The following is a 17,716-nucleotide window of genomic DNA, read 5'->3' as shown; positions in this document are numbered from 1 at the left end:
GAACATAATAGGATCAATGGATTTTGACTACATAACTCAATAGCAATAACCGCACTTGGTGTACTTGTTATTGTGGTCGAAATATATCGTTAAGAAGCAGGCGGTGTAATTAAAAATGAATTAAAAATACACCCCGCCCCCTCAGATCGTGATGGTCTGTCCTATTTCGGGCAAATGCAGCGTCAAGCCCGCATCGGCAAAAGCCTGGATCGCCGCGGCTTTATCGACCTTGATAAATCCGAAAGTATCGTAATGCACGCCCAGTACCTGGGTTACGCCAAGCAGTTTGGCCGCCTCGATAGCGTCTTCAATCCCCATCGTAAGCACATCACCGATAGGCAATGCCGCAAAATCCAGCTTCGCCCATTTCGGGACGAGCGACATATCGAGCGTCAGCGCAGTATCGCCGCTGTAATAGAAGTTACCGTCTTCGGTTTTGAATGCAAAACCCTCCGCCACACCGGCATAGCTACCATCCTGAAAACTGCTCGAATGCACAGCCGCCGTACCTTTCGCGGTACCGAAATCGAACGTCCATTTACCGCCCGGGTTCAATGGATGCACATTCTTCACCCCCTGCGCACCAAAATGCGTGTAGAGTTCCCAGCTCCCCACCACCATCGCATCGTTATGGCTGGCGATCTTCACCACGTCGTGCGAGTGGTCGAAATGCCCGTGCGAAACAAAAATATAATCCACCCGGATATCGTCGGGATTAATGCCTTTGGCCAGTTCGTTGCCTGAAATAAAGGGATCGAACAGGATCGTTTTGCCTCCCGCCACTACGGAGAAACAAGAGTGGCCGTAATAGGTTATGTTCATCGTCTCAGTTTTTAATGTAATAATACTGCGGTGCACGGAGCTGTCAAAATGATGCTGGCACAAAAAAAAGTGAAAGAATAAGACGACTGCTTAATCGTCCATTTGAATCCATTTGAACATATGTAACCGAAGGTATTCAAATACAGTACTTTATGGGGAAAATATTTCCCAGTTTTGTTGGAAATTTGTAAAAGTACTTCTACATTCGTGAGCATTTACAGGTGCGAATTAAAATTCACTTATCTAATTCTTTCATGATTATGAAAAAACGTTTCTCCCTCGTCTCGTTCATGTTTGTGGTGATGTTGGCTGGCTTTTCAGGCCGTGCAGTGGCGCAGGACACACAAACCGACAACCACGCGATCTCCGTGGTTGTACCTGTCGTAGCTTTGCTTGACCTTGAAACCTCCGCAACCAAAAACTTTACTGCCAGTTTTACCAAACCCACCAACGACGAAGCAGGTGAAAAAATCCTGGCTCCTGCCGACAACAGTACGATCTGGCTCAACTACACGTCGATCCAGGCAGGAACGACCACCAAGAAAGTGAACGTGAAAGCCAGCGCGCTGGTCGACGGCGTGGACATCCACATCGTAGCCGCTGCTGCTGCGGGAGGTGCGGGCACAAAAGGAACTCCAACGGCCGGCGGCTTCAACCTCTCGACAACCGATCAGGCGCTCATTACCGATATCGGAAGTGCCTACACGGCTTCGGGACCGACCAGCGGCCACCAGCTCACCTATTCTTTCATTGCTGCCGATGCCAACTACGCAAACCTGCGCTCCGGCACCACGAACGTTACCGTGACCTACACACTCGCTGACAACTGAGATTCCGAATGAAATGGATTGCCTTACTCAGCATGATGCTACTGATGCCCCGGTACACGCGGGCATCGGTAGTGATCTTGAACGGATTGACGCACAACCACAGCATTCCGACGCCCACTACAAAGGTCCAGGGGGCCATTAAGGTCAAAAATGACGGCGGAAAAGACTCCCGTATACTGGTATACCGTCAGGACCTCGTTTCGCAATGCGACCAGCAGGCGGCCTACCCGGAGATCGGTAGCCATGGCAGGTCGCTCGGGGCAGGACTGAAAACGAATGTCGATGAGCGGGTGATCGCTACCAAAGAAGAATACGACGTGCGGTACACGATCGAAGCCGATCCGAACCGCCAGCCGGGCACTTATTGGGAGGTCATTATGGTGGAAGTAGCAGATCCCGTGCGCGAAGAAACGCACAGCGGCATTCAGGTCAATTCGAAAGTACGTTATGCCATTCAGGTGATCGTGGACATCGGGCCGGTGGAAGGGCCTCCCCTGTCCTATGAAAAGGTCATCTACGAAAAGGTTTCCGCCGACCAGTCGGTTCTGAAAGTCGTTCTGAAGAACAACGGTGCGTACGGCGCGCGTACAAATGTCATCCTCGAAGTTTACGACAGCAACGGTAACAAACTCAAAACCACGCAGCCCAACACCCGGATGCTTTACCCGGGCAATTGCAGCACGTTTGAGATACCCATTACCGACGTGCCGAAAGGCAAGTACGACTGCGTGATCATCGCCGACACCAAAAAAGACCTGTTCGGTTCGAACATTTCTTTACAGATTGAATAATCCTCCTCTCCCATTGTACCGGCTGATCGCCATATTGCTTTTCATGACAGGACTGAATGGTTACGGGCAAACACCTGTGACCGTCACCCTGGCCAATGTGCCGGATGCAGTTGTACCCGGAGGGCATATCACGTTGTTTTTCGATGTCAAATCCACCACACCCCTACCTGATTCGCTGCGGGAAGAAATACAGTTGCCCGAAAAATGGCGGCTTCTTTCCCAGCGACGTCCGGTAAGGGCCACCGGCGACCAACGGGTGCGTTATTTTTACGTAATAGCTGCGCCCGCAGGCTGTCCTTCGGGCGATTACCTGGTGAAATTCCTGGTTCATGCGAATGGTGAGGAGGTTACCACACAGGTACCGCTCACCATCGGGCAAATCCGCAGCATCGAGCTCTTTGTCGTGACGCAGCCCGAATTTGTTCGTGAAGGAGACACGCTCCGGCTTACCTACATGATCCGCAATGCGGGCAACAATGCCGAGAAATTCCTTTTGAAATCCGACCACGGAAAGGTCGAGCAGACAGCCGACAGCCTCACCCTCGAACCCGGAGCCGACACGCACGTGACCGTCTCGCAAGTCATTCCGGTCACCGACAACAATGCGTGGCAAGCGTCGTCGAACCTTTCGGTGATGATGACCGGCGGCGCAGAGCCGGTGTATTCCGTAACCAGCATACCCGTTTTTTCCTCCAAAGTCAGAAAAATCGACCGCTACTTCCGCTTCCCGGTGGAAGTAGGCGGCGGTTATTTATCGTATCGCTATGGCGGCAGGACGGTAACAGCCTACCAGTACCAGGCCACCGGCAAGGGCTTTTTAGATCAGAAAGAACGCCATTACCTCGATTTCATCGTGCGCGGGCCCAACCAGTTCGTATTTCCGGCGGTGGGCACCTACGACCAGTATTCCCTCGATTACGCCTGGCGCAAACGCCTGTTCGTCTCCGCGGGCGATTATGTTTTGCAGCTCAACAACCTGATGGAATTCGGCCGGTTCGGGCGAGGGCTGCGGGTGGAGCAGCAGTTCAAGAAAGTGGCCTACACGGTATTTTACCAAAAGGCCCGGTTTTTCATGAACCAGAAAGACTCGTTTGGAGGGAAGTTTTTATACAAATTCGGTGAATCGGCCCATATCGGCGTGCATTATGCTTCCAAGAATGTGTTTTTCCATGACAGGCGCTTCTGGTCGCACATGACGGGCCTGGCCGCGAACGTACACACAAAGGAATTTAACCTGGAAAGCGAAGTAAGCGCCGGCCAGGCCATCGGCAAAACCGATTACGGGGCATTTCTGCGGCTGCAATTAGCCAAAAAGTGGATCAGCATTACCAGCAACGTGATTTATGCAGGCAAGCATTTCTATGGCTTTTACAACAATAGCCGACTATTCAACAACAACATCGGCTTCAACATTACCCGGAAACTGACCATCGGAGCGAGCAACAACTTTTCCGACGTAAACCCCAGCCTCGACGCAAACCTGTACAGCGTTTCTCCGAAAGACCGCAGCTATATAGGATACATTTCCTTCCAGCCCGACCAGCGCAACCGCTTTTTCCTGTTCTATTCCAAAGCGGAACGCAAAGACCGGCAGCAACCCGCTGCATTCCACTACTCCGAGAATTTCAGCAATTTCTCCTATACCCTCACTTCCCAGAAGTTTACGCTATTTTACCAGGGGCGGTACGGATACTCCAAAAACCACCTCGCCCCCGACGACAACGGCCGGAGCGAATCGTTTTCAAACCTCGTGCAGCCGGTCGTCCGGCTTTTTCCGTGGATTTGGGTCGGCGGATACTTCGAGCACCAGCATACCAGCAAATTTTCGGCATCGGGGACGGTCGAAAATCTGTTCTTTTACGGCGGTAATGCACGGATCAACATCAAAAGAAACCTGTATGCGAGCTTCCTCTACCGCAACAATTACGCTCCCGATGAGCTGTATGTGCGGAGAAGTTTTGTGGACGCGTCGGTTGTGCTGGATTTGAAAAGACACATTTTCTCATTCTCCGGCGGCCGCTCCTACATTCCCAACGTGGGCAATACCGATCAGAACACGCTGTTTTTCAATGTCAAATATGCATTGCGGCTGAATGTTCCGCTGGGACGGAAGAAAAATATCGGTACGGTAAAAGGCCAGCTCACGGGTTTCGGGTTCCGCAAGCAGGGCAACCTCATCCAGCTCGGCAGCCACAAGTTCATGACCGACAGCACCGGCATGTTCACTTTCAATGGTGTGGCGCCCGACCAATATTACCTGAGCATTACCCAAAACGAATCGGGCAGCGATGGCGTGGTGCCAGTGGTGCGTATGCCTATGCTGGTAGATGTGCGCCCCGACAGCCTTAGTGTAGTGGAAATCCCGCTGACGCGTACCGGCAGCATCGCGGGCAGGATCGAATTTTTAAAAGCAAAACAGAATGGGTTATCGTCGGTATTGACTGAAAAGCCGACGGTACTGGTAAAATTACATGGTGAAAACGGCAGCTACCTAACCGAGCTGAACGATAAAGGAGAATTCTCATTCCGTGAAATACGCCCGGGAACCTGGGAAATATCGGTATTCATCCCCGGCAGCCAGGATCGTTTCGTCGTCGAAGACAGTAACCGCCAGCTCACGGTAGAAACCGACAAGACGCTCGATCTCTCGTTCCGGATCAGGCCGAACGAGAAGCGGATCCATTTTTCGGAGCGAAACTTTGAAGTATCTGTTAAAAAATGAAATACATACTGCTCATATGCTGCATCTTAGCCAATCTCGCCTCATACGCGCAGACGGTCGCGAACGTGGACGTGAGCATCACCATGCCGTCCGTCGCCCTGGTAGACATCCTGCCGTCGGGCTCCAACAGCGTTAACCTGCAAATGACCGCCCCGACCGAAGCGGGGAATGCCGTCGCAACAGGCTCTTCCAATAATACCAACTGGCTTATTTTCACCTCGGCTGTCACGAGCGGAGGGTCGCGGAGCATCAAGGGCGACGTGATAGGAACATTACCCGCGGGCATCCGCCTGCGCCTCGACGTATCCGCGTACGTAGGCTCGGGGCTGGGCTTTACGGGCGGCAACAGCTACGTCACGGCGAACAAGTACCTGACCAACACTCCAACGAGTTTTATTGACAATATCAAAGGTGCTTATACAGGCATTACCTACGGCAGCAATGGCTTCCAGCTCACTTATTCGCTGGAAATACAGAATTATGCCAACATCCGCAGCGGCACATCGAACGTGACGGTGCGTTACACTATGGTCGACAACTGATGAAGTATCTTATCGCCTTCTGCCTTGCAAGCTTCGCAGGATTCGCCGCTTCCGCACAAACGATTTCGATCAACAGCGGAGCGACGTGGTCAATCCCGACGCTGTCGTCGACGATCACCAAGGCCGGCAAAAATTATGAGCATATCGAAACCAGCAGCGCCTCCCAGACCCTCCTGAAAGTCAATGCACTCCTCGCATGGTCCATCACCGCGCACCTCAGCACGACCTCCAACTGGGACTCCTCGCTCAAACTGTCCGTCCAGCGGACCGGCAACGGAACCGGCATTGCCATCCTCACCGGCGGCACCACCTACATCCAGCTCACCAGCTCGCCTCAGGCATTTTTCAGCGGCCTGCTCAACCTCACCGCCCACCGCGACAACATCCCGATTCAATACAAAATAGAAGGGCTCTCCGTAATGCTGCCCGTGAAGACGTACACGACGACGGTGACTTATACGATTTCGGGGTTGTAGGGGCCCTGCGGGCCCGACAGCCGACGCACTGGTGCAAATCTCCTGATTTGTACATACTATTCGCAGGCCTCCGGCCGGTCACTAATGCAACCAAGATGCGCGGCATCGACCGGCCGGAGGCCTGCAAATATTTGGTCACGAAGGCCTACCTTCGCGCCATTCACGCCGCAGGCGCTACTCAAACATCCCCGCCTCCCGTATCTCCCGAAACGGCTTCTCAAAAAACGCCATCGTAATACGGTTGAAATCTGAGGCGTAATGCACCAGCGTCGAATGCCCCGAATTGGGCAGTATCCATAGGTAGGACTTCGGAATGGCCCTCGCGATCTGAACCGTGTGCTCGGGGATGATCACGTCGTGGTCACCGCCGATAATGAGCGAGGGGCAGTGTACCCGGTGCAGCTGTTCGAGCGTGATATTCGGCTGGACGGCCATTAGGTGCATGAGCTTTTTCTGGTTGCGCTTGACTGGGTCAGCAATTTGCTTTGTCAGGTCAGCGTCCCATTCCAGTATCTTTTTATACAGCCACGGGTCCAGCGCGGTAGAATCCGGCCAGAGGTTGGCACCGGTGGCCGCCAGTTTCCGTACCTTTTCGGGATGGCGTAAAGCGAGGAGCAATGCATTGATACCGCCGTCACTCCACCCTACCACATTGCAGGAATCGATTTTGAGCTGTTCCAGCAATGCATGCAGGTCATCGGCCATCATTTCGTACGACAGCGAGTCGCCCTTGTCCTCCGATCTTCCCTGCGCCCGGCTGTCGACGAGGATTACCTTGTAAGATTTCGCAAATGCATGAAGCTGATGTTTGAAATCACGCATGGAGCCCCCATTACCGTGGACGAAAAGGACCGGCTTGCCTGAGCCGTATATTTCGTAGTACAGCTTCACACCCCTCACGTCGGCGAAATGGCCCGCCTTCGGATTGCGTCCCAATAGCGCGGTGTCCGGCTTTATCTGTGCATATGCATTTGTGCATGCCAGCCAGCAGCAGCAGATCAGAAGGTTCAGTTTCATTTCAAATCAGGTTTGAGGCTCGTACTTACCAAATGTACGTTCCAAAAACGACTCTATCCTCCCTTTCTGCCGCAAATGATGCCTGAAATGCATTTCTGAAAACTGGAACCACTCCTCCGCGCATAGGTAATGCAGGCCCGGATGTTTCGCCTTGCCATGGAACAGGCTCTGGGCAATCAACAGGTCGGTTTCGGCGACGATGGTTTTCAGTTGCAGGAGCCGGTCGATGAGCGATTGCTTGCCGGCAGGCTGGCGGACAAATGCATTCGAAGGCGGCCCGTCGAGGATAGCATCGGGAAATGCGTTGTTGCGCAGCATGGTTTTCGCCTCCGAAGTACATTCCTCCATCGCATGGTCGTTCGACGCGAGGCAGACTTTGATCTGACTGAAATAAAATTCCGTCTCGTCCAGAATGTGCATATAAACCTGCCCCAGCGACCACGCGCCAGGGCCAGGCTGGGCCAGCAGCCGGGCAATATCGTAAGGTTCCAGCGATCGAAGCCAGATATCGATGGTGTGGTGATAGTCCTTGACTCTCATTTTTCAAGATGTGCTGATGATCTTACAAACCTAATCCGATCGCCGGTAAAAATGCGCGGGGTTTAACGACAATCAGCGGTGGTATTTGCGACAAATGCGCGGCTATGCACGGGATAATCGACATACCCCTCGTCGCCGCCCTGGTAGTAGGTCCCAGGGTCGCCCGTGGCGAGGGGGATATCCAGGCGGAAACGTTCCGTCAAATCGGGATTGGCAATATAGGGCTTACCGAAGGCAATGAGATCAGCGAGACCGGCATGCAAAGCAGCTTCGGCTGTTTCGGCAGAATAACCTCCCGCCAGGATTACCAGTCCATCGAAGCGCCGCCGCAGGTCACGGATGTACGCTTCCGGGATTCTGCCGTGCCCCACGGGCCCCTGATCGGACAAATGGATGTACAAAATGCCCATTTCCTGCAATGCATCCACCACATGTCGCTGCGTTTCGGCCTCTTCGGCATAATCGGGCAGGTCGTTGAGTTTCACAAAGGGTGAAAGGCGTATTCCGGTGCGCTCCTTCCCGATCGCCGCCACAGTCCCTGCCACGATTTCGAGCAGGAAACGGCTGCGGGCAGCAATGCTTCCGCCATAGGCGTCGGTACGGCGGTTGGTGTGCGGGTGCAGAAATTGCTCCGGCAGAAACCCATGCGCACCATGTATTTCAACCCCATCGAAACCTGCCGCGATCGCATTAACCGCTCCCTGAATATGCTCGTCGATGAGCCTTCGGACGTCCGCTGCGCTGGCCTCTGTCGGCTCGCTATTGGGCAAATGGATTTCCCCCGCCGTGCGTATCAGCCCTTCGGCCGTCACCGCCGACGGCGCGATCAGCGGCATTTGTCCATCATTATTAAGGTAATGCCCGATGCGCCCGGCGTGCACGAGCTGCATGAAAATCCGCCCGCCACGCGCATGCACCGCTTCGGTAACACGTTTCCAGCCTTCGATCTGCGCCTGGTTGTAAATTCCGGGGGTACCCATGTAACCGATGCCGTTCGGCGCCACGGCGGTATTGTCCGTAATGATCAGGCCCGCGCCTGCCCGTTGCCCGAAATACTCGGGCGCGGATGCACCGGGGACGCCGTTCAATGCCCTCCGGCGGTTCATAGGGGCCATTACGACGCGGTTACGCAATGCAAGCGTACCGGTTATAAGTGGTGTCAACAACTTTTGCTCTGTATTCATGATTGCTTTTTTTGAATACAAAACTATCTGCGCCAACAGCGGCCGAACAGTGATGTTGCGTGGTTTTTTCGGTATTTTTACAGGTTATGAAACAAAAGACACTGCATCAGCCCTTCGAAGTGTACGTGGCCGACATGGAATGCTGGAACGAGCGACCGCTGATCTACCACTTCTTCGAAATCGTCAGGATCATCGATGGGACCGGCACCCGCGAAACCAACCGCAACCGGTTTCAGTACCGTCCGGGCAGCATTTTCCTTTTCACCCCGCTGGATTGCCGGGGCTTCGACGTCGAAACGCCCACGCGGTTCTGCTCCATCCGGTTTTCGGAAGTGTTTTTGTCCGAATACAAAACCGAGCAGCACAAAGAGCGTGTAACTGAATGGCTGAAACAGCTGGAAACGATTTTTGCCCACCATAACCGCTTCGAAGAACTGCTGATCCAAAATGAGGGCGACTGCGGGATGATCGCCTCGCTGATCTCCCACCTGGTCACGGAATATGAACAACGGCAGCCGGGCCACGAAGAAAATCTCCGGCATTTGGTAACGCTGATCCTCAACGTAATTACCCGAAACGTCCATGACGGCCGCGCAGCCGACACCACAGGCACGAAGCAAGCGCTGATCAACCGCGTATTGCTGCATATCCAACGGCATATCGCCGATCCCGAAAAGCTGCGCGTCGAACACCTGGCCGGGCAATTCAACCTGTCGCCCAATTACGTGGGCGAATATTTCCGCAAATACACGGGCGAAAGTCTGCAAACCTACGTGGCCTCGTCACGCATGAAGCTCGTAGCACAACGCCTCCTGCAAAGCAACCTGACGATCAGCGAAATCGCGGACGAGCTGGGCTTTACCGACGAAAGCCACCTCAGCCGCCAGTTCCGCAAGCACTACGGCACCAGCCCGACCGCCTTCCGGAAAGGACTTGTCACAGCGGCAGCTTAAAGAATGCCATTCGCGGCAAATTCCCTCGGCGTCATATTGTACAAATCGCGGAAGCATTTCGCGAAATAGGAAAGGTTGTCAAAACCCACCGCATAAGCCGCTTCCGACACGGCAACACCCTCGGAAAGCAATGCGGCCGCCTTTTTCAGCCGGTAGTTACGGATCAACTCCACTGCCGAAAGGTCAGCCAGCGTTTTGAGCTTCCTGTTGAGGCTGCTGTTGCTCATACCAATCTCACGGATCAGCTCGGTTACCCCGAAATCGGGGTCGTCGAGACGGGTGTCGAGGATTTGGTATAACCTGTTCAGGAAAGGGTCTGTATCGCCTTCGGGAGCCGCGGGTAATGCTGCCGGTGCCGCAAAACTCGCCCGCAGGCGCTCGTACAGGCGCGCCTGCCTGTCGAGCAGGTTACGTACGCGCAGGCGCAGCTCGGGCAGGTGAAAAGGTTTGGTAATGTAATCGTCCGCACCGAGTTCGAGCCCTTCTACCCTGCTTTCCAGCGCCGATTTGGCCGTTAGCAACACCACCGGAATATGACTCGTTTCCAGGTTTGATTTAATGTGTTTACAAAAAGTATAGCCATCCATGACCGGCATCATCACATCGCTGATGATCAGGTCCGGCATCATTTCCGCGGCCATAGCCAGCCCTTCCTCACCATTCCGCGCATGGTAAAACCGGTAGTTTTCGGCCAGGCTATCCGACACAAACTCCGCTAACCCTGCATTGTCTTCTACTAACAGGATTTGGGCCAAATGCTCCTCCATATGCGATAACTGCCCGTTTCCGTTAAACATCGGAATCTCCGCCCCGGTCGAATGCTGCGCTTCTCCCTGCCGGTAAGGCATAGCCACAGTAAACACGGTATCAAAACCATCCGCGCCGCTTTTGACCGAAACATCCCCACCCTGCAATGCTACCAGCTCTTTCACAATGGCCAGCCCGATGCCGGTGCCTTCCTGGTAGGTATTTGCCTGATCGGCCTGGTAAAAACGATCGAAAATGCGGCCAAGCTGCGCATCGGGAATGCGGTTACCTGTATTCGCGACGGTTATTTCCACACCTTCCGGACCGGTCGCCTCCAATCCGACGAGTATCCGCCCGTCGGCATTCGCGAACTTCACGGCATTGGAAAGCAGGTTGGTAACAATCCTTTCCAGTTTTTCATGGTCAAACCAGTAAAACCGGCTTGGAAGGCGGTTTTCAAACTTCAAAACCACGTTTTTCGCCTCAGCAGCCATCTGAAAAGTACCTGCAAGCATTTCCATAAAATCCGGCAAATCGCCCCAGGCCGCGTCGATGTGCGTCGTTCCGGCTTCCAGTTTGGAAAGGTCGAGCAGTTGGTTGATGAGCCCCAGCAGTTGCCTTGCATTCCGGTCGATCAGGGAGAGGCGTTTGGTATCTTTTTCTTGACGCGTCTCTTCCAGCATTTGCGCGGCTGGCCCGAGTATCAGCGTCAGCGGTGTCCGGAATTCGTGGGTAATGTTGGAAAAAAACCGTGTCTTCATTCCGTCGAGCTCGCGCAGTTGCTCCGCCTCCCTGGCTTTCAGGTCTATTTCCTTTTGTTTAAAAACAATAGATTGCTGCATTCTCACGCGGTTGACATAAATCCTCAATAACCCATAAATCACTCCCAGAAAGATCGCAACATAGAGTAAATAGGCCCACCACGTTTGCCACCATGGCGGATTGATCCGGATATGCAGCTCCCTCACCTCGGGACTCCACACGCCTACCGTATTGGACGCATTCAACCGCAGCACATAATGCCCCGGCCGGAGGTCGGTGTACTTGGTAACAGGTGTTTCAGTTTCAATCCAATGCTCGTCCACGCCTTCAAGCTGGTACCGGTAACGAATCTTGTCGCTGCGGTTGAACTGCATCGCCGCAAATTCGACGGTGAGGAAATTCTGCCAATGCGCCAGGTCAAGACCTTGCATAGCAGTCACAGGCAGCTCCCCGGCCGACGGCCTCGGCTCCAACGGTGCATTGTTAATGGAAATACCCGTGATGTAAACCGGCGGCCGATAGCGATCCTCATTGAGCTGTTTGGAATCAAAGGCCGTAATTCCCTCCATGCCGCCCAGGAATATGCGGCCGTCGGGCAATGCGAGTGCATGGAAGCGGTTGAACTCGTCGGCCATCAGACCGTCCTCACGGGTGTAGGTACGCGTGCGCAGGGTTTTTCTGTTTAACTGGGCTAGCCCCTGGTTGGTCGCCACCCACACATTCCCCCGTCGGTCGGGGATGGCCGCATATACCACATTGTTAGGCAGGCCATTTTGCTTCGAAAGCCGCTCGCAATGCCCTGTGCGTTTATCGAACCGGCAAAGCCCGCCGCCGAATGTACCCACCCAGAGCAGGTTTTCGTCCAGCGGATCTGCAAAAAGGCAATACAAGTTGTCGCTGCTCAGCGAGCCGGGCCCCTGCCCGTAACGCCTGATTGCGCCCGAAGCCTTGTCGATACGGTATAGCCCCCGCACGGTCGTCGCGACCCAGAGGTACTGCTGGTCGGCCACGATCTGGTAAATACCCGATTCGACCCCTGGTTTTCCCGGCAACGATCGGATGGCATGCGGGAAACGCGTCCAGACGCCATTTTGATAGGAAAACAAAAGACTGTCGTGCATGGCCCACATCCTGCCGTCGGGATCCTTCGCCAGGCTGATTGCCAGCTCCGAACGTTTGATATCCCGGATCTCCACCGGAAACGGAATGCTTCGGACCGAACGGCTGTTCAAATCCAGCTCAAAAAGCGGTGTTCGCCCGGCGCTGAACCACATTTTCTGCGGACTGTCGAATGCATAGCGGAAATTGTAAGAAAAAAGATCGCCGGGCAGTTTCGCCATTTCGGCCTGCGGCACTTTCAGGAAGTCGCGCAGGAGGTCGGAAATAAAATCGGAGGAATAGGTTTTAGTATTGAAATAGCTGGCCCTCAGATTGTACTTCCGGATCCCCTGGCCGTTGGTACCCGCCCAAAGCACATCGGAGCGGTCGACGTAGAGGCTCTTGAATTCGCCCACATCCGCCTGAACGGGAAATTCGGCGATGCTATCGTTCTTACCCAACCGGTATAAATGGTTCATTCTGAAAAAATAGACATTACCCTTACTGTCGGCCACAATAGGGTGCCGGTACTGGGCTTGTGTATCCAGACCAAGCGTGCGGATCTGGCCCTGTCCTGTAATGGGGTCGAGCAGCGCCATTCCGGTTTTATAAAGCAGCAACAGGCGGCCGTCGCCCAGTTCCTTCCATGCATTTATTTTCTGATCAATACCATTGGTTAAAATGGCTGAATGGTATGCGTCAAAGTGATCGGCCCCTTGTTTTTGCACAAAAATACCCTGGTTGGTAAGCGCCCAGATGTTACCGGCCCGGTCTTCGTTCACAAACCGCACGTGAGCTTGTGCAATGGCGGTCGTGTCCCCATCGGCAGCGTAATAACGTCGGATTCTTTGTGTTTTTAAATGCACGCAGGCCAGCCCTCCGCCATCGGACATCAGCCAGAGCCTTTGCTGGCGGTCGGCGTACATATCCCGCAGAAAGCGCTTCCCAAACTGTTTCTGGTAAAAGGTCTGTTTTGAAAAATTGACAAAAGTCTCACGTACGGGGTCGAACAGATCGATCTGCCCCTGATCGGTCGTAATCCAGACTTTGCCGTCGGCGGTGAGCTGCAAGTTTTCAAGTCCTAATGAAGAAAGTGATGCTTCCTGCGTGCCCGACGGTTGAAATACCCTGAAACTACGACCGTCGGAGCGCCGACCGTCGTAACGGCAAAGCCCGTCGCGCGTGGCGAGCCATATGAAACCGCGGGCGTCCTGCACAATACCCGGCACAAAGCCCTGCGGAAGGCCCTGTTTGGCGGTGATGCTTTCGGGAACCGGGAAGCCCGTCGACTGTGCCTGCAATGTTACCGGCAGGCATCCACCGGCCATGAGCCAAGCCAGGAAGGCAACGACAAACAAGCGGAGCATGTAGAATTTCTTCAGTTGGTGTGCTTTGGAGCTAATTTACAATAAAACAGCCTTGTATGACGAAAAATGAACAGTATCTGATTAAAAATTGACAATCCCCGGGCATTCGCGCCGTCCATATTGCAGCCTTAAAATGATCACTCATCATTCCGGACCGCGCTATGAATACACAACTACTACGATCCCTTTTCACACTGTTTTGCGCACTGCTGATTGCAACCGTCGCCCATGCGGCGGTGATTTACAATCATAATTTCAACAACAAGAACTTCTCGGCACCCACCTCGATCAACTCCAACATGACAGCCGTGTGGAGCGGGATCGGCGATACCCCTTACAGCCGCAACGACGGCAGTGACCCGGGAATGGCGTTGAATGCGCATAACCACGTGTATGTCCTCACGATTACGTTGAAGGAGCGTTTCCAGGCGGAAATCACCAGCATTTCGTTCCGGCGCTTTTCGGGGGATAATGCCACGATGCAGATGAAGGTTAATGAAGAAAATTACGGCACGTCATTCTCGGCAACCACCTCCCTGACGCTCATAACCCGTTCCAAAACGGTATCCGAGCTGCGGAATAAAATCGTGATCAAGATCGCCGTCACGAACGGGAGCTATCCCAACTATTACTCGCACATCGACGATTTCACGATCAACGGTACCGTTTCCGGTTACGACCCTGCTGCCGAAGCGACGCCCGATGCCAACGGCATACTGTATGTCGACGGCAGCGTCGACACCCCCGGCGACGGCAGCAGCTGGGACAATGCGCTCCAGAGGATGCATTATGCAACCCGCGCGGCGGCCTTAAATCCCGCCATCAAGCAAGTGTGGGTGTCATCGGGCACCTACGAAAACGCCGCTGCGGATGAGCCCCTAGCCCTCACCGACGGCGTAGCCTATTATGGAGGTTTCTCCGGCAATGGAAGTGAGATCCGGGATCGGAACATTTCCCCCGCCTCAACCGTCCTTAAAGGACTTGGCGGAACCGTCATATCGGTATCGGGGGCCGGTGCATCCACACGGCTCGACGGCTTCATGGTCACTTCCGGCACTGGCTTTGCTGTCAACGGAGAGCGGCGGGGCGGCGCCCTGCACGTAACCAACTCCTCACTGGTGATCGCAAACTGTCTGTTCGCTGAGAATGCTACCGATCCTTCCGCAACCGGGGGCAAGGGCGGTGCGATTTACCTGCTCAATTCCAGCCCTTTGATCCTGCAATGCCTTTTTACGGCCAATTCGGCGAAAGGTACAACTGCCGGAAAAGGCGGGGCTGTTTTTATGGACAATTCATCACCTACCATCCGGAATTGCACTTTTTCGGTCAATGAAGTGGGTAATAATGCCGCGGCGGGCAACGGAGGTGCTTTGTATGCGCTCAGCGGCTCGTCGCCTGTGGTCGAAAACTGCATTATATGGAATAACGCCGATCCCGCGTCGCCCGGAAGCGTGAGCAGTATCGGCGGCTCGGGTACGCCGGTGGTTTCCTACTCGCTCATCCAGGGCGGCTTCCCCGGTGGTACCAATATCCTCGACACCGACCCGCAATTCACCGACGCGGCGCAAAACAATTTCGTTCAGCGCAAGGGAAGCCCCGTAACCAATGCGGGTAACCCCTCGACGGACATTTCGGCCTTCCCTAAAAATTCCGATGATATCTACGCCGCGTTCGACGGAAATCGAAGGCTCACCAGCCAGGCGATCGATCTCGGGATCTATGAAGTAACGCCAAGCGTAATCTGGTACGTGAGCGCGGCCGCCTCTGCACCCGATCCTTCCGGCGATAGCTGGGCCAATGCATTGCATGGCCTGGGTGATGCGCTTAACCTTGCTTCCGAGGGTGACCAGATTTGGGTGGCCCGCGGAGAATACGAAAACAGCGAGCAGCTGAAATTCATCCACGGGGTTAAAATCTACGGCAGTTTTGTAGGAACCGAAACCTCGCTCAGCCAACGACCACTGCCTATTATCCACGGCGATCCGGCCACAGCCACCGTTCTGACGTCGTCCGTAGGGCCGCTGATCGACAACTCCTATAACGACCTGACCCGGGAGGACATCTTCGACGGATTTACGATCACCGGGGTGTTTGGGAGCAATGGCGGGGCCATGCGGAACACCAGCGTTTCGCCTACCATCGCCAATTGTGCATTTTTGAATAACTATGCGTCCGATGGAGCGGGAATCTACAACGAAAACGCTTCACCATTGATCATCAACACGATATTCAGGGATAATGGCGCGAGTTTCGGCAGCGGCGGCGCGATTGCAAACGTGGATGGCTCCAACACGATTTTAATGAACTGCCTGATCACCCGCAACTCCGCCAGCCAATCGGCCGGGGCCATTTATAACAACGACGCCGAGGTGACGCTTCTTAACTGCACGGTGGCTGGCAACACGCAGACTTTCCCCGGCACCATTACCGGATATGGCAGAGCGATAACAGTCCGCAACAGCATCATTTACGGCAATGGCAGCGGCATTGCCAGCCAGGAAAGTACCGTTTCGGTCACGTACAGCCTGGTAGAAGGCATGAATGCGAGCGACACCGACCACAACCTGGCCGGTACCACCAATCCGCAGTTCGCCGGCGAAACCGACTGGACGCTCCTGCCCTGCTCACCCGCCATTAACCGCGGGACCAACGAAGCCCTTCCCGACCTACCCGCCAACCCGACCGACCTCGCCCACAACACCCGCACTTTTAATGTGCAGACCGACATGGGTGCCTACGAACTGCAAGCGATCACAGGCCCGGGCACATTACCCGCGAGCGGCGAGCAGGCTACGCTGCCCGTGTACGCGGGCGCGACCGCCATTACCAACGACTGCAAGACTTTCGGCCTCATCGAACCCGCCGGTACGCCGGGGTCGCTCGGCAATGTGACCGTGAAAGCATTTCTGGCGGCGGGTAACACCGTTTCGGAAGGGGAAAAGGTGTTTGTAAAAAGACACTACGACATTAGCCCCACCGGAGCCGACGGCCCTGCCAAAGTGACCCTGTTCTTTTCCAAACAGGATTTCGACACCTACAACCAGGCTTTCGGCAATGCCAACAACGCGTCGCTTCCTGCAAATCTGAAAGTGGTGCAATACCATGGCACTAGCCCGTACGGCTTCCCGGGCACCTATTCCGGCCCTACGCAGCTGATCACGGACGTAACCGTCACCGAGAGCGCAGACCACACCATGTACCTCGTCTCATTCCAGGTAACCGGATTCAGCGGGTTTTTCATTTCGGGCCAGTCGGAAGCGGCGTTACCCGTTACGCTCGTGTCCTTTCAGGCCAAAAAGCGCGAGCGGGAGGCATACCTGCAATGGCAGACCAGCTCGGAAACCAATAGCGACCGGTTCGAGATCGAACGGAGCACCGACGGCAAGCACTGGCTCCAATTGGGCGAGGTGGCAGCCAAAGGCAGCGAAACAACCATTACCGACTATTCCTATACCGACGCCCTTCCACTAGCCGGTACCAATATGTACCGGCTCAAAATGATTGATCACTCTAACGGTAGTACGGCAATGCGACCGTCCGAGCCATTTTCGTACAGCCGCATTGCCGTGCTGAATTTTGAAGGGGAAAAGATCGCTATTTATCCAAACCCTGCGACCGACGTCCAGGCCGTCCATTTGAAGGGCGTACAACCCGGGAACGTCCGGAACATCAGGCTGTTCGGCAAGGGTGGAACACTTTTATTACAATCGACAACGCAGCAGGGCGGCATCGATATCCGCAGGCTGCTGCCCGGGACCTACACGGTTGAAATCGAAACGACCAGCGGCGACCGGCAAAGCGTCCAATTTGCGGTGACGCGATAATCTGACAAACGGCAATACTCAACGTTCATAAGGCGGGGGCA

At 54.5% G+C, this 17,716-nt stretch carries 12 protein-coding genes; 7 read left to right on the top strand and 5 right to left on the bottom strand.

What is annotated here, in order from left to right:
- Window positions 1–141: 141 nt before the first annotated feature.
- Window positions 142–822, bottom strand: coding sequence for a metal-dependent hydrolase (locus CLV60_RS02795; RefSeq protein WP_106593835.1), 681 nt, complete (start codon window positions 820–822; stop codon window positions 142–144).
- Window positions 823–1,082: 260 nt separating this feature from the next.
- Between CLV60_RS02795 and CLV60_RS02790 the strand changes: the two genes are divergently transcribed.
- The 5 genes from CLV60_RS02790 to CLV60_RS02770 are packed head-to-tail and all read left to right on the top strand — an operon-like array spanning window position 1,083 to window position 6,183.
- The gene (locus tag CLV60_RS02790) at window positions 1,083–1,652 is read left to right on the top strand and encodes a hypothetical protein (RefSeq protein ID WP_229210787.1); all 570 of its coding nucleotides are present in this window, start codon (window positions 1,083–1,085) and stop codon (window positions 1,650–1,652) included.
- A gap of 8 nt (window positions 1,653–1,660) precedes the next feature.
- Window positions 1,661–2,443 (top strand): hypothetical protein, encoded by a 783-nt coding sequence (locus CLV60_RS02785; RefSeq protein WP_229210786.1) that lies wholly within the window; start codon window positions 1,661–1,663, stop codon window positions 2,441–2,443.
- Entirely contained in the window at window positions 2,436–5,165 is a 2,730-nt protein-coding gene (locus tag CLV60_RS02780; protein WP_229210785.1) for a hypothetical protein, read from the top strand. Before CLV60_RS02785 ends, CLV60_RS02780 begins: the two co-directional genes overlap by 8 nt.
- Window positions 5,162–5,707: a hypothetical protein gene (locus tag CLV60_RS02775; RefSeq protein ID WP_106593833.1), complete on the top strand. Its 546-nt coding sequence runs from the start codon at window positions 5,162–5,164 to the stop codon at window positions 5,705–5,707. The genes CLV60_RS02780 and CLV60_RS02775 overlap by 4 nt, the downstream gene beginning before the upstream one ends.
- On the top strand, window positions 5,707–6,183 hold the full coding sequence (locus tag CLV60_RS02770) for a hypothetical protein (protein ID WP_106593832.1): 477 nt from the start codon (window positions 5,707–5,709) through the stop codon (window positions 6,181–6,183). The genes CLV60_RS02775 and CLV60_RS02770 overlap by 1 nt, the downstream gene beginning before the upstream one ends.
- A 174-nt stretch (window positions 6,184–6,357) precedes the next feature.
- Here the strand turns inward: CLV60_RS02770 and CLV60_RS02765 are convergent, their stop codons facing one another.
- The 3 genes from CLV60_RS02765 to CLV60_RS02755 all read right to left on the bottom strand — a co-directional run bounded on the left by CLV60_RS02765 (window position 6,358) and on the right by CLV60_RS02755 (window position 8,924).
- Entirely contained in the window at window positions 6,358–7,200 is an 843-nt protein-coding gene (locus CLV60_RS02765) for an alpha/beta fold hydrolase (protein WP_106593831.1), read from the bottom strand.
- A 6-nt stretch (window positions 7,201–7,206) separates the two neighbouring features.
- The gene (locus CLV60_RS02760) at window positions 7,207–7,740 is read right to left on the bottom strand and encodes a DinB family protein (protein ID WP_106593830.1); all 534 of its coding nucleotides are present in this window, start codon (window positions 7,738–7,740) and stop codon (window positions 7,207–7,209) included.
- Window positions 7,741–7,802: 62 nt separating this feature from the next.
- On the bottom strand, window positions 7,803–8,924 hold the full coding sequence (locus CLV60_RS02755) for an alkene reductase (RefSeq protein ID WP_106593829.1): 1,122 nt from the start codon (window positions 8,922–8,924) through the stop codon (window positions 7,803–7,805).
- Between the two features lie 86 nt (window positions 8,925–9,010).
- Between CLV60_RS02755 and CLV60_RS02750 the strand changes: the two genes are divergently transcribed.
- On the top strand, window positions 9,011–9,877 hold the full coding sequence (locus CLV60_RS02750; RefSeq protein WP_146151514.1) for an AraC family transcriptional regulator: 867 nt from the start codon (window positions 9,011–9,013) through the stop codon (window positions 9,875–9,877).
- Here CLV60_RS02750 and CLV60_RS02745 read toward each other — a convergent pair.
- Window positions 9,874–13,851: a hybrid sensor histidine kinase/response regulator transcription factor gene (locus CLV60_RS02745; RefSeq protein WP_106593827.1), complete on the bottom strand. Its 3,978-nt coding sequence runs from the start codon at window positions 13,849–13,851 to the stop codon at window positions 9,874–9,876. The genes CLV60_RS02750 and CLV60_RS02745 overlap by 4 nt on opposite strands.
- Window positions 13,852–14,012: 161 nt before the next feature.
- Between CLV60_RS02745 and CLV60_RS02740 the strand changes: the two genes are divergently transcribed.
- Entirely contained in the window at window positions 14,013–17,675 is a 3,663-nt protein-coding gene (locus CLV60_RS02740) for a right-handed parallel beta-helix repeat-containing protein (RefSeq protein WP_106593826.1), read from the top strand.
- Window positions 17,676–17,716: the final 41 nt, after the last annotated feature.

Origin of the sequence: Dyadobacter jiangsuensis, assembly GCF_003014695.1 — a bacterium.
Classification (GTDB): domain Bacteria; phylum Bacteroidota; class Bacteroidia; order Cytophagales; family Spirosomataceae; genus Dyadobacter; species Dyadobacter jiangsuensis.
Note: the sequence above shows the minus strand (reverse complement) of the source record. Positions and strands in the feature narration are given on the sequence as shown.

Bases quoted from the DNA above. Each gene is read 5' to 3' on its own strand.
- CLV60_RS02795 (WP_106593835.1), bottom strand. From the start codon at position 822: ATGAACATAACCTATTACGGCCACTCTTGTTTCTCCGTAGTGGCGGGA.
- CLV60_RS02790 (WP_229210787.1), top strand. From the start codon at position 1,083: ATGAAAAAACGTTTCTCCCTCGTCTCGTTCATGTTTGTGGTGATGTTG.
- CLV60_RS02785 (WP_229210786.1), top strand. From the start codon at position 1,661: ATGAAATGGATTGCCTTACTCAGCATGATGCTACTGATGCCCCGGTAC.
- CLV60_RS02775 (WP_106593833.1), top strand. From the start codon at position 5,162: ATGAAATACATACTGCTCATATGCTGCATCTTAGCCAATCTCGCCTCA.
- CLV60_RS02770 (WP_106593832.1), top strand. From the start codon at position 5,707: ATGAAGTATCTTATCGCCTTCTGCCTTGCAAGCTTCGCAGGATTCGCC.
- CLV60_RS02765 (WP_106593831.1), bottom strand. From the start codon at position 7,200: ATGAAACTGAACCTTCTGATCTGCTGCTGCTGGCTGGCATGCACAAAT.
- CLV60_RS02760 (WP_106593830.1), bottom strand. From the start codon at position 7,740: ATGAGAGTCAAGGACTATCACCACACCATCGATATCTGGCTTCGATCG.
- CLV60_RS02755 (WP_106593829.1), bottom strand. From the start codon at position 8,924: ATGAATACAGAGCAAAAGTTGTTGACACCACTTATAACCGGTACGCTT.
- CLV60_RS02750 (WP_146151514.1), top strand. From the start codon at position 9,011: ATGAAACAAAAGACACTGCATCAGCCCTTCGAAGTGTACGTGGCCGAC.
- CLV60_RS02745 (WP_106593827.1), bottom strand. From the start codon at position 13,851: ATGCTCCGCTTGTTTGTCGTTGCCTTCCTGGCTTGGCTCATGGCCGGT.
- CLV60_RS02740 (WP_106593826.1), top strand. From the start codon at position 14,013: ATGAATACACAACTACTACGATCCCTTTTCACACTGTTTTGCGCACTG.